The 12,008-nt window shown below is 61.2% G+C and carries 10 protein-coding genes; 5 read left to right on the plus strand and 5 right to left on the minus strand.

Annotation, left to right across the window (positions count from 1 at the left end; genetic code table 11):
• Nucleotides 1-21 precede the first annotated feature (21 nt).
• The 5 genes from AC3RCJ_RS21915 to AC3RCJ_RS21935 all read right to left on the minus strand — a co-directional run bounded on the left by AC3RCJ_RS21915 (nucleotide 22) and on the right by AC3RCJ_RS21935 (nucleotide 4,508).
• Complete coding sequence (locus tag AC3RCJ_RS21915) at nucleotides 22-732, minus strand: succinate dehydrogenase iron-sulfur subunit (RefSeq protein ID WP_422726423.1); 711 nt, start codon at nucleotides 730-732, stop codon at nucleotides 22-24.
• Nucleotides 733-741: 9 nt separating this feature from the next.
• Entirely contained in the window at nucleotides 742-2,523 is a 1,782-nt protein-coding gene (gene sdhA / locus AC3RCJ_RS21920) for a succinate dehydrogenase flavoprotein subunit (RefSeq protein ID WP_492959029.1), read from the minus strand.
• A 2-nt stretch (nucleotides 2,524-2,525) separates the two neighbouring features.
• Entirely contained in the window at nucleotides 2,526-2,891 is a 366-nt protein-coding gene (gene sdhD / locus AC3RCJ_RS21925; RefSeq protein WP_034752078.1) for a succinate dehydrogenase, hydrophobic membrane anchor protein, read from the minus strand.
• A 2-nt stretch (nucleotides 2,892-2,893) separates the two neighbouring features.
• Nucleotides 2,894-3,316 (minus strand): succinate dehydrogenase, cytochrome b556 subunit, encoded by a 423-nt coding sequence (sdhC, locus tag AC3RCJ_RS21930; RefSeq protein WP_034752080.1) that lies wholly within the window; start codon nucleotides 3,314-3,316, stop codon nucleotides 2,894-2,896.
• 307 nt (nucleotides 3,317-3,623) lie between these two features.
• Nucleotides 3,624-4,508, minus strand: coding sequence for a GntR family transcriptional regulator (locus AC3RCJ_RS21935; RefSeq protein ID WP_492959031.1), 885 nt, complete (start codon nucleotides 4,506-4,508; stop codon nucleotides 3,624-3,626).
• 305 nt (nucleotides 4,509-4,813) lie between these two features.
• Between AC3RCJ_RS21935 and AC3RCJ_RS21940 the strand changes: the two genes are divergently transcribed.
• From AC3RCJ_RS21940 to AC3RCJ_RS21960, 5 genes are all read left to right on the plus strand, one after another.
• Nucleotides 4,814-5,803 (plus strand): malate dehydrogenase, encoded by a 990-nt coding sequence (locus AC3RCJ_RS21940; protein ID WP_034752084.1) that lies wholly within the window; start codon nucleotides 4,814-4,816, stop codon nucleotides 5,801-5,803.
• A 110-nt stretch (nucleotides 5,804-5,913) separates the two neighbouring features.
• Nucleotides 5,914-6,912, plus strand: a complete 999-nt coding sequence (locus AC3RCJ_RS21945; RefSeq protein ID WP_492959033.1) for an HpcH/HpaI aldolase/citrate lyase family protein — start codon at nucleotides 5,914-5,916, stop codon at nucleotides 6,910-6,912.
• A 13-nt stretch (nucleotides 6,913-6,925) separates the two neighbouring features.
• A complete protein-coding gene (locus tag AC3RCJ_RS21950) occupies nucleotides 6,926-7,474 on the plus strand; it encodes a hypothetical protein (RefSeq protein WP_492959035.1) in 549 nt (182 codons plus the stop codon).
• A gap of 87 nt (nucleotides 7,475-7,561) precedes the next feature.
• Nucleotides 7,562-10,282 (plus strand): aconitate hydratase AcnA, encoded by a 2,721-nt coding sequence (acnA, locus tag AC3RCJ_RS21955; RefSeq protein ID WP_492959037.1) that lies wholly within the window; start codon nucleotides 7,562-7,564, stop codon nucleotides 10,280-10,282.
• A gap of 214 nt (nucleotides 10,283-10,496) precedes the next feature.
• Nucleotides 10,497-11,750: a DUF2863 family protein gene (locus AC3RCJ_RS21960; protein ID WP_492959039.1), complete on the plus strand. Its 1,254-nt coding sequence runs from the start codon at nucleotides 10,497-10,499 to the stop codon at nucleotides 11,748-11,750.
• Nucleotides 11,751-12,008: the final 258 nt, after the last annotated feature.

The raw sequence follows: 12,008 nt of genomic DNA on the forward strand, positions 1-12,008 counted from the left end.
CGGCGGACGCGATCAGACGGATCAGATCGCGCGGCGGACCATCAATTCCTTGATCTTGCCGATCGCCTTGTTCGGGTTCAACCCTTTCGGGCAGACGTCGACACAGTTCATGATCGAATGGCAGCGGAACAGGCGGTACGGGTCTTCCAGGTTGTCCAGGCGCGCGCCGGTGGCTTCGTCGCGCGAGTCGGCGATGAAGCGGTAGGCTTGCAGCAGGCCGGCCGGGCCGACGAACTTGTCCGGATTCCACCAGAACGACGGGCACGACGTGGAGCAGCATGCGCACAGGATGCACTCGTACAGGCCATCGAGTTCTTCGCGCTGTTCCGGCGATTGCAGGCGCTCTTTTTCAGGCGGGATCGAATCGTTGATCAGGAAAGGCTTGATCGAATCGTATTGCTTGAAAAATTGCGTCATGTCGACGATCAGGTCGCGGATGACCGGCAAGCCTGGCAAGGGACGCAGCACGATAGGCTCCGTCAGCTCGTTCAGGTTGGTGGTGCATGCCAGGCCGTTCTTGCCGTTGATGTTCATCGCGTCCGAACCGCATACGCCTTCGCGGCACGAGCGGCGCAGGGCCAGCGAGTCATCGACGTCCGCCTTGATACGCTGCAGTGCATCGAGCAGCATCTTGTCGGTGTCTTTCAGTTCGACCGTCAGGTCTTGCATGTACGGCTTGGCATCCTGGTCAGGATCGTAGCGGTAGATTTTGAATTTGAGAGTGCGTGCCATGGTATAGCCTTAGAAAGTACGTGGTTTCGGTTTGAAGGTATCTACCGTCAGCGGCTTGGTCACGACTGGCTTGTATTCCAGTCGGTTGCCTTCCGAATACCACAGCGTGTGCTTCATCCAGTTGTCGTCGTCGCGTTGCGGGTGGTCGTCCTGGGCGTGCGCGCCGCGCGATTCCTTGCGGGCGGCGGCCGAAACGATGGTCGCTTTCGCCGTTTCGATCAGGTTGTCCAGCTCCAGCGCTTCCACGCGGGCCGTATTGAAGACCATCGATTTATCCTTGAAGGAGACGTGCTTGCGGCGCTCGTCGAGCTTCATGATTTCTTCGACGCCCTTGTTCAGCATCTCGTCGGTACGGAATACGCCGCAGTACTTCTGCATCGTGGCGCGGATGTCGTTCGCCACGCCCTGCACGGTTTCCGAGCCGGTCGAGTTTTCCAGGCGCGCCAGGCGGCCCATGGCGAAATCGGCCGCGTCGGCTGGCAAAGGCTTGTTTTCCTTGGCTTTCAGGCCGCTGCCCACGATGTGGTTGCCGGCCGCGCGGCCGAAGACCACCAGGTCCAGCAGCGAGTTCGTGCCCAGGCGGTTGGCGCCGTGCACGGACACGCAGGCGCATTCGCCGATCGCGTACAGGCCGTTGACGACTTTCGCCGAATTGTCCGGACCGGTCGGGGTGACGACCTGGCCGTGGATGTTCGTCGGGATGCCGCCCATCTGGTAGTGAATCGTCGGCACGACAGGAATCGGTTCCTTGGTGGCGTCGACGTTGGCGAACTTGTGGCCGATTTCCAGGATCGACGGCAGGCGCTTGGCGATGGTGTCGGCGCCGATATGGCGCAGGTCCAGCATCACGTGGTCCTTGTTCGGACCGCAGCCGCGGCCTTCCTTGATTTCCTGGTCCATCGAACGCGAGACGAAGTCGCGCGGCGCCAGATCCTTCAGGGTAGGCGCATAGCGCTCCATGAAGCGTTCGCCTTCGCTATTGATCAGGATGCCGCCTTCGCCGCGCACGCCTTCGGTGATCAAGACGCCCGCGCCGGCCACGCCGGTCGGGTGGAATTGCCAGAATTCCATGTCCTGCAGCGGCAGGCCGGCGCGTGCCGCCATGCCCATGCCGTCGCCGGTGTTGATGAATGCATTCGTCGAGGCGGCGAAGATGCGGCCTGCGCCGCCCGTTGCCATGACCGTCGTCTTTGCTTCCAGGATCATGCATTCGCCGGTTTCCATTTCCAGCGCGACAACACCGATCACGTCGCCTTCGGCGTCACGGATCAGGTCGAGAGCCATCCATTCGACGAAGAAGTGCGTACGCGCACGCACGTTGCGCTGGTACAAGGTGTGCAGCAGGGCGTGACCGGTACGGTCGGCTGCCGCGCAGGCGCGCTGCACCGGCTTTTCGCCGAAGTGGGCCGTATGGCCGCCGAACGGACGCTGGTAGATGGTGCCGTCAGGGTTGCGGTCGAACGGCATGCCGAAGTGTTCCAGTTCGTACACGACCTTCGGTGCTTCGCGGCACATGAATTCGATGGCATCCTGGTCGCCCAGATAGTCGCCGCCCTTGACGGTGTCGAACATGTGCCAGAACCAGTTGTCTTCGGCCATGTTGCCGAGCGACGCGCCGATACCGCCCTGCGCTGCCACGGTGTGCGAGCGGGTCGGGAAGACTTTCGACAGAACTGCGACGTTCAGACCGGCTTCAGCCAGCTGCAACGACGCGCGCATGCCGGAACCGCCGGCGCCAACGATGACCGCATCAAAGCGGCGGGTAGGGATTGCAGATTTATATGCTGCCACGATTACACACTCCAGAGTATCTGTACCGTCCAGCCGGCACAAGCGATCAACCACAGCATGGTGGCAATTTGCAGGGTCAGACGGAGGCCAGCGCTTTTCACGTAGTCCATCCAGATGTCGCGTACGCCGACCCATGCGTGGTAGAACAGGGCGACGAAGGTCACCAGGCTGAACAATTTAAACCACTGCTGTGCGAACAGACCAGCCCAGCCTTCATAGCTGAAGTTGCTGCCGGTCAAGAAAGAAATGAGCAGGATGGCGACATAAGCCACCATGACGATGGCGGTGACGCGTTGCGCCAGCCAGTCGCGCAAGCCGTAATGGGCACCGACGACGAGGCGTTTCGGTCCGATGTTATTGTCTGCCATGTTTAAAATACTCCAAACAGTTTCAAAGCGACCAAGGCCGTCAGCACCAGGCTCACGACCAGCACCGACGAGGCGGTCTTGCGTGCCGAATCTTTTTCGATGGCGACGTGCACGTCCATGAACAGGTGGCGGATACCGGCGCAGAAGTGGTGCAGGAAGGCCCAGACCAGGCCGAGGGTGATCAGCTTGACGAACCAGTGCGATGCGATGCCCTGGAAGTAGGCGTAGGACATTTCGGAACGCAGGCTCAGTTCCAGCATGTACAAAATACATGGCAACAGGGCGAAAATGATAAAGCCGCTGATGCGATGCAGGATCGAGACGATGGCGCCGACAGCCATGCGGTAGTTCGACAATTCGGTAACATGAATGTTACGGAATTGCGGCCGTTCTTTTTTTGGTACTTCTCTTACGGCTTCAGACATAACAAAAACCTCCCCTTGATAACTAAATATTGAAGCGAAGCCGCGATTTTCGCCGATTTTCGCAACCTGCACCAATATCTATTGTTGCATATAACCAAAATGGTTTTTTACTACAAAATACCGCGCTACTTTCCGTAGTTCACGTAATTTAATTACAGAATCGCCGGCAAAACGCCGCCCGCCCGGTGCTGGCCACGCTTTGCCTGCGTGTTCTGCTGTCTCCAATGCCCGTCTTGCGACAGGCACCTTACAAGCGATGCACTTCAGCCTTGCCGCTTGTCCGGACGCCCGCGGGCGCCCCGCTACTTCAGCTGAGTTCATTCTGATAATGATGACGACTGGTCAGGTACAGGCCCCGGCGCAGTTCGACCGGCTTGTCGCCGTAGGTAAACGACACGCGCTCGGAACTGAGCAAGGGCGTGCCGAGATCGATATTGAGCAGATGGGCGGCACCCGCATCGGCGCACACGGCGCGGATCTGCTCGGACGCGCGTATCATGCGCGTGCCAAATTCCGTTTCAAACAGGCCATACATGGGGCCCTTGTATTCCACCAGGCGCTCGGCCGTCAGGCCCTTGAAGATCAGGCCCGGCAGCCACAGCTCTTCGACGATGGTCGGCACGCCGTCGAAATACTGCACGCGCTTGATGAAGATCACGGCGTCGCCGGATTTCAGGTCCATCAGGCGCGCCACGTCAGCCGGCGCGCGCACGCGCTTGACCTCAATAAACTTGCTTTCAGGATAATGCGGCACGCCCTCGTCCGGCACCAGGCGCAGGAAGCGGAAATGCGCGCGTGCCTCATGGTGGGTGGACACGAAGGTGCCCTTGCCCTGGCGCCGCATGACGAGGTTCTCGGCGGCCAGCTCGTCGATGGCCTTGCGCACCGTGCCCTGGCTGACCTTGAAGCGGCCCGCCAGCTCGACTTCGCTGGGAATGAGCTCGCCCGGCTTCCATTCGCCCGATTGCAGGCTCTGCGTGATGAGCGCCTTGATCTGCTGGTACAGGGGACTGAAGGTGGGCGAGGCAGTGACTGCAGGCACGGCAGGCGCAGTGGTATTGCTGCTGGCCGTCACGGTGACTGGCGTACTGGCCGCCGCGGCGACGGGCGTGGCCGGGGCGCCCGCGGTCGGACTGACCGCCCCGCTTGCAGCAGTGGCATTGTTGGTCAGATTGGACGAGGCGGAATTCATAGTCCGACATTTCAACACAAATCACTGCCCGCGTCCAGTAAAACACTCGCAGTTATCTGTCTTATATAAGACATAAGATATGATTGACAGATGGAGATCAGAGGCCTAAACTGCCTTCGATAAAACTTGTGAGCCAGCGTTTTTTGCTGTCGGCCAGCCACTCTGGCCTCGTACAGCACAAGCGTGACGGCAGCGTACACCAGCAATTCGGTGGCGCCGGCCGGTTTTGGTATCATTATAGTTTTTCCGGATAAGCGTAAGCCCAGCTTCAAGCCCGTTTTCTTTCCCATTTTTGGAGATTCATCATGGCTAAAACCCCAATGCGTGTTGCAGTGACCGGCGCCGCCGGCCAGATCGGCTACGCCCTGTTGTTCCGCATCGCCAATGGCGACATGCTCGGCAAAGACCAGCCTGTCATCTTGCAACTGCTTGAAATCCCGGACGAAAAAGCCCAGAAGGCGCTCAAGGGCGTGATGATGGAAATCGACGACTGCGCCTTCCCGCTGCTGACGGAAATGACCGCCCACTCCGACCCGCTGACCGCATTCAAGGATGTCGACGTGGCCGTGCTGGTGGGCGCGCGTCCACGCGGCCCAGGCATGGAACGCAAGGACCTGCTGGAAGCGAACGCGCAGATCTTCACGGTGCAAGGCAAGGCGCTCGACGCCGTCGCTTCGCGCAATGTCAAAGTGCTGGTGGTCGGCAACCCTGCCAACACCAACGCCTACATCGCCATGAAATCGGCACCGTCGCTGCCGGCGAAAAACTTCACCGCCATGCTGCGCCTGGACCACAACCGCGCGCTGTCGCAAGTCGCTGCCAAGACCGGCACCGCCGTCAAGGACATCGAGAAGCTGACCGTCTGGGGCAACCACTCGCCAACGATGTACGCCGACTACCGCTTCGCCACCGTCAACGGCAAGGCCGTCAAGGACCTGATCAACGACCAGGAATGGAACGCCAACGTGTTCCTGCCAACCGTCGGCAAGCGCGGCGCGGCCATCATCGAAGCGCGCGGCCTGTCGTCGGCAGCGTCGGCAGCGAACGCCGCCATCGACCACATCCATGACTGGATGCTGGGCACGGCTGGCAAGTGGACCACCATGGGCGTACCTTCCGATGGCTCGTATGGCATCCCTGAAGGCACCGTGTTCGGCTTCCCGGTCACCACCGACAACGGCGAGTACACCATCGTTCAAGGTCTGGAAATCGATGCATTCTCGCAAGAGCGCATCAACCTGACCCTGAAAGAACTGACCGAAGAGCGCGAAGGCGTGAAACACCTGCTGGCATAAATCCAGTATTGGCGGCGCGGCAATGCGCCGCCCGCCAAGAAGGCCGCCCCGCGAGATTCGCGGCGCGGCTGTTTTATCAAGTAGTCTTTACCTGCAGAAATGCCTTAAGCATGCACCCTTCCGAGGTTTTATTCCAAGGCAAACGCCAGCCGCTGTTGCTCGCCGCTTGCGACCACTACGCCGGCTCCGAAAAGCTGATGCGTAAATCGATTGCTTTGCAACAAGAGCTTGGCCCCCTGTTCGACATCACCTTCGACTGCGAAGACGGCGCCAGCGCCGGCAATGAAGAAGCCCATGCGCAGCTGGTCGCCGGCCTGCTGGCCAGCGACGAGAACCAGTTCAACCGCATCGGCGTGCGCGTGCACGACGTCGACAGCCCGTTTTTTGCGCGCGACGTGGAAATCGTCTGCGCCGCCGCGCAGCGTCTCGCCTACATCGCCGTGCCCAAGGTGGGCGGCGTGCAGGACGCCATGCTGGCCATCGACCTGATCAACCTGCACGCGCGCCGCGCCGGCCGCGACAACCTGCCCGTGCACATCCTGATCGAGACGCATGGCGCGCTGCGCGATGCCTATGCGATCGCCGCCCTGCCCCAGGTCGAATGCCTGTCCTTCGGCATCATGGATTTCGTCTCGGCCCACTACGGTGCCGTGCCGGCCGCCGCCATGCGCACGCCGGGCCAGTTCACGCATCCGCTGGTGGTGCGCGCCAAGCTCGAAGTGGCGGCCGCCTGCCACGCGCACGGCAAGGTGCCGTCGCACAACGTGACGACCGACGTGCGCGATTCGGCCGTGGTGGCGAATGACGCCCAGCGCGCGACGGCCGAGTTCGGCTACACGCGCATGTGGAGCATCCACCCGGACCAGATCAAGCCCATCATCAAGGCCTTCACGCCCCGCCTGTCCGAGGTCAATGAAGCGAGCAACATCCTCAATGAAGCGCTGCGCGCCAACTGGGGACCGATTGCGCAAAATGGCCGCTTGCACGACCGCGCCAGCTACCGATATTATTGGACCGTTTTGCAACGCGCCAAACTGGCGGGCCTGGGCCTGCCCGAGGCGGCCGCCGCATTACTGAATACGCCTTCTTCCGGCACCACTGAAAACTGACAGGAATTACACGATGTCCATCTCCAAATTAGCAATTGCCTGCAGCGTCGCGCTGGGCGCCATGACCCTCACGCTGGCACCCGCCAGCTTCGCCGCCACGGATACCAAAGAGCCGGCCAAGGCCAAGGCCGTCAAGGCCAAGCCGAAAGCCAAGGCCACCAAGGCCGCCGCCAAGGAAGCGCATCCGCTCGCCATGTCGGTGGTCGACAAGGAAGAGTCCGATGAACCGGACACCGCGGGTTCGGCCTCCACCGATTTCAATTGCGAACTTGGTAACAAAATTACCATTTACACCAATGCCACGGATGACAAACACATCGCCCTGCGCTGGAAGAAGCGCCTGCACCGCCTGAGCCGCGTTGGCACCACCACCGGCGCCAATCGCTTCGAAAACCGCTTGTACGGTCTGGTCTGGATCGGCATTCCTGCCAAGGGCATGCTGCTCGATTCCAAGCAGAACCGCCAACTGGCCAACGAATGCAAGGATGCGGAGCAAGCCAAGCCGGCGGCAGTGGTGGAAGCCGCGCCATCGCTGGGCGTGCTGCCGGCGACCGGCGGCTGATGTGCGTAGCAAGGGCCTCTTCGGGGGCTCAGTCATGTTTTGTAACTTGAATAATCAATAATAGACGATACCCAACAAGGAGAGGTCATGTCCCGCAACACTCTGAACACGCTCAAGGACTTTAATATTTCGGACAGCAAGAAGGGCAAGCTGTATTCCCTGCCTGCGCTGGAAAAAAGCCTGGGCATCAATGTCTCCCGCCTGCCGGTGTCGATTCGCATCGTGCTCGAATCGGTGCTGCGCAACTGCGACGGCAAGAAAGTCACCGAAGAACACGTCAAGCAATTGGCGAGCTGGGGCCCGACCGCCGAACGCACCGACGAGATCCCGTTCGTAGTGGCGCGCGTCGTGCTGCAAGACTTCACCGGCGTCCCGCTGCTGGCCGACCTGGCCGCCATGCGCAACGTGGCCGCCAAGATGGGCATCAACGCCAAGAAGATCGAACCCTTGGTGCCGGTCGACCTGGTGGTCGACCACTCGGTGACCATCGATCACTACCGCGAAAAGAAGGCGCTGGACCTGAACATGAAGCTGGAATTCTCGCGCAACAACGAGCGTTACCAGTTCATGAAATGGGGCATGCAGGCATTCGACACCTTCGGCGTCGTGCCGCCGGGCTTCGGCATCGTCCACCAGGTCAACCTGGAATACCTGGCGCGCGGCGTGCACCATTCGGGCAAGAAAGCCGGCGACGTGTACTACCCTGACACCCTGGTCGGCACCGACTCGCACACCACCATGATCAACGGCATCGGCGTGGTTGGCTGGGGCGTGGGCGGCATCGAGGCGGAAGCCGGCATGCTGGGCCAGCCAGTCTACTTCCTGACGCCTGACGTCATCGGCGTGAACCTGACCGGCGCGCTGCGCGAAGGCTGCACCGCCACCGACCTGGTGCTGACCATCACCGAACTGCTGCGCAAAGAGAAAGTCGTCGGCAAGTTCGTCGAATTCTTCGGCGAAGGCACCGAATCGCTGACCTTGACCGACCGCGCGACGATCGCCAACATGGCACCGGAATACGGCGCGACCATGGGCTTCTTCCCGGTCGACGAAGCGACCATCGATTACTTCAAGGGCACCGGCCGCAGCAAGGCTGAAATCGCCGCGTTCGAAGGCTACTTCAAGGCGCAAAACCTGTTCGGCGTGCCAAAAGCGGGCGACATCGACTACACCCGCGTGGTGGAACTGGACCTGGCCACGGTCGCTCCGTCACTGGCCGGCCCGAAACGCCCGCAAGACCGTATCGAAATCGGCAACGTCAAGGCCAACTTCGCCGAGCTGTTCGCCAAGCCAACCTCGGAAAACGGCTTCAACAAGAATCCGGCCGACCTGGCTGCCGTGTACGAAACGACGAACGGCGTGAAAGTGTCGAACGGCGACGTGCTGATCGCCGCGATCACCTCGTGCACCAACACCTCGAACCCGAGCGTGATGCTGGCTGCCGGCCTGCTGGCCAAGAAAGCCGTGGAAGCCGGCCTGAAGGTCGCGCCGCACATCAAGACCTCGCTGGCCCCTGGCTCGCGCGTCGTGACCGAGTACCTGACCGCTGCCGGCCTGCTGCCCTACCTGGAAAAACTGGGCTTTGGCGTGACCGCCTACGGCTGCACCACCTGTATCGGCAATGCGGGCGACCTGACGCCCGAGCTGAACGCCGCCATTGCCACGCACGACATCGTCGCGTCGGCCGTGCTGTCGGGTAACCGCAACTTCGAAGCGCGCATTCACCCGAACATCCGCTCGAACTTCCTGGCCTCGCCACCGCTGGTCGTCGCCTACGCCATCGCCGGCAACATGACGCGCGACCTGATGACGGAACCTGTCGGCAAGGGCAAGGGCGGCAAGGACATCTACCTGGGCGACATCTGGCCAAGCTCGGCTGAAGTGTCGGCCATGATGAAGTTCGCCATGAACGCCAAGGTGTTCAAGGACAACTACGCCGACGTCAAGGGCGCGCCAGGCAAGCTGTGGGAAAAAGTCACCACCGTCTCCGGTCAAGTCTACAACTGGCCGAAATCGACCTACATCGCGGAACCACCGTTCTTCGACAACTTCTCGATGACGCCAGCGGCCGTGGCCACCGGCATCGAAGGCGCGCGCGCACTGGGCGTGTTCGGCGATTCCATCACCACCGACCACATCTCGCCAGCCGGCTCGATCCAGGAAAACGGCCCTGCAGGCAAATGGCTGAAGGAAAACGGCGTCCTGAAGGCGGACTTCAACTCCTACGGCTCGCGTCGCGGTAACCATGAAATCATGATGCGTGGCACGTTTGCCAACGTGCGTATCAAGAACCGCATGATCCCTGCCAAGGCGGACGGTTCGGCGGTCGAAGGCGGCATCACGATTCACCAGCCTTCCGGCGAAGAAATGTCGATCTACGACGCCGCGATGAAATACGTTGCCGAAGGCACGCCAACCATGGTCTTCGGCGGCGAAGAGTACGGTACGGGCTCGTCGCGCGACTGGGCGGCCAAGGGCACCCAGCTGCTGGGCGTGAAAGCCGTGATCACCCGTTCGTTCGAGCGCATCCACCGCTCGAACCTGGTGGGCATGGGCGTGCTGCCGCTGCAATTCATCGGCGACGACAGCGTGCAGACGCTGGGCATCACCGGCAAGGAAACCTTCGACCTGAAAGGCCTCGAAGGCGAAATCAAGCCGCAGCAACTGGCCACCCTGGTAATCCACCGCGCCGACGGCAGCAGCCAGGAAGTCAAGGTCCTGCTGCGCATCGATACGCCGATCGAAGTCGATTACTACAAGCACGGCGGCATCCTGCCATTCGTGCTGCGTCAACTGCTGGCCGAGTAATCGTCCCAGCCTTGATGTAAGATAAGAGCGCCGGTTTCGACCGGCGCTTTTTTTTCGCCCCTGCCCTCCATTCGCGCTTGAAATTGAGGCAATCGGCATGATCTACAGACAGCTTACGTATTGCGTGCGGCCGAATCCTCTACAATACGGTTATAAGGGTTTATCATTGTTTGACTGATCCATTTTTTTCACTTTCCGAGACTCTTATCCCGCTATGCGTCGTCCTTCCAAAGATTCATCCCATAAACTGACTGCCGACAGCCAGCGCCTGGTCACCTTTGCCCAGGCGATCGTACAGGCAGCCAGCCGTCTCGAAGAGCGGTCCTGGGAACACAGCCTGGATACGCAGCTCCAGAAATTACTCAAAACCGGCCACCAGGACACCATCGACAACACCCTGGGCAGCCTGTTCAAGGAAGACTTGAACGCCTACGACGTGCTGATGGACTGCGTTGAAGCCGTCAGCGAATCGACCGTCGTCGTGCATGAAGACGTGCGCTACGACGCCCTGCTGGTGGCCGTGCCCATCCTCGCGTGGACGCGCTTTTCCATCGCCTCCGGTCCCATGGCCGGCGATGCGCACGGCGTATTGTCCGCGCACTTTGCCGCCCACTTGCTGGCCGACGGCACGAAGATGGCCATGGCGCCGACCCTGTACTCGATCGACCAGTTGCCGCGCAGCCACGTCGAGACCTATGCCAAGACGCAGAAGCTGGCGCAAGCGGCGCTGAAGGGCACGGCCGTCAAGGCTTCCGCCAAGGAAGCGGAAACGGCGCCTTTCCTGGCCGACACGCGCTACCTGCTGGTGGCCGTGGTGGCGCCTGCCGGCACCCCGCTGTTCCGCTGGCAGACGCCGGCCAGCCAGCTCGACTTCATCGCCGAGCGCAGCGCCGCCCTGGAACAATGGCGCGCGCAGGCCACGCCGACCATCGCCCGCCTGCTGCCCGGCTGCGGCCTGGAGCTGCTGCTGCCGGAAGCATATTATGTGGCGTGCCGCGAAGCGGACAAGCTGATACGTCCCGTCTCCGTGCGCGCCGCCGTGCACTACCTGACGCACACCTTGGCCATCGAGCCGTCGGAGCTGCGCGCCGTCATCGCCGGTTTCGGCGAGGAAGCGGCCGACGGCCAGGTGGACGAGTACCGCATCGCGTTCACCCTGCGCCAGGCGCCGGAAGTCATCTACGGCATCGTCTGGCCCCTGTACGGCCAGGAAGACGAGGACGGCACGCCGATCGAAGGCCTGATCCAGGTCGGCATCGCCGCGCTGGACAAGCAAAAGACACCGGTCGATGAAATTATCGAACACCTGAACGCGGCTGGCGTGACACAGATCAAACGCCACGCGGAACGCTTTGTCGGCGAATACTGCGACGACTGCGGCGCACCGCTGTTTGCCGACCCGGTCGGCGAGCTGGCGCATGCGGAAATGCCGGAAGATACGCCGCAGGGCACCGAGCATTTCCATTGATGCGGGCTTGTCGGATTACGCGCGCAGCGCTAATCCGACCTACGATGCCGGCATAGGCCGTAGGTCAGATTAGCCGGAACGGCGTAATCCGACTACGGTTTGAAGAGGTGTCGATGCAATAGGTGTCGATGCAATGGTTGAAAGGCAGGCCGTAGGTCGGATTAGCCGGAACGGCGTAATCCGACAACAGCGTTGGCGCATAAAAAAGGCGGAACCCCGGTTGCGCCTTTTTGCATTTCAAGCCACGCTTAACGCGCC

The sequence above is a fragment of the Janthinobacterium sp. GW822-FHT07H11 genome, assembly GCF_058798615.1.